General features: G+C 64.3%; 1 protein-coding gene. It reads left to right on the top strand.

The window, feature by feature from the left end; translation table 11 throughout:
- Positions 1 to 30 precede the first annotated feature (30 nt).
- Positions 31 to 297, top strand: a 267-nt coding sequence (locus SB847_RS20795) for a hypothetical protein (RefSeq protein WP_410578479.1), incomplete at its 3' end; no start/stop codon positions are given.

Genomic DNA, 297 nt, shown 5'->3' with positions numbered 1-297 from the left:
GCTTGGACCGCTCCACGGAATGATCAGTGAATGGTCCACGCAGTAGCCGCCCCAAACCTGCTGGAGCCGGTCATCGCCGAGCTCTACTCCCCCAGCCCCATCTTTACATGGGTCGAATTACAGTGCATGGCGCTTGATGGGATCCTGCTCCCCCTTTACGGGAAGTCCTATGCGGCCCCGGGTGTCGCCCTGACCGCACGCCTGAGAGCCCGGGCGGCAGCGCTCACGGTACCCGAAAAGATCCGCACGCGGGTCGTCGCGGGTCGCCTCACTGCGGCATGGATCTATGGCTGTGCC

The organism is Bacillus sp. SIMBA_026 (assembly GCF_046535335.1).
Classification (GTDB): domain Bacteria; phylum Bacillota; class Bacilli; order Bacillales; family Bacillaceae; genus Bacillus; species Bacillus velezensis.
The sequence above is the reverse complement of the archived record's forward strand: the minus strand, read 5'-3'. Positions and strand labels throughout refer to the sequence as shown.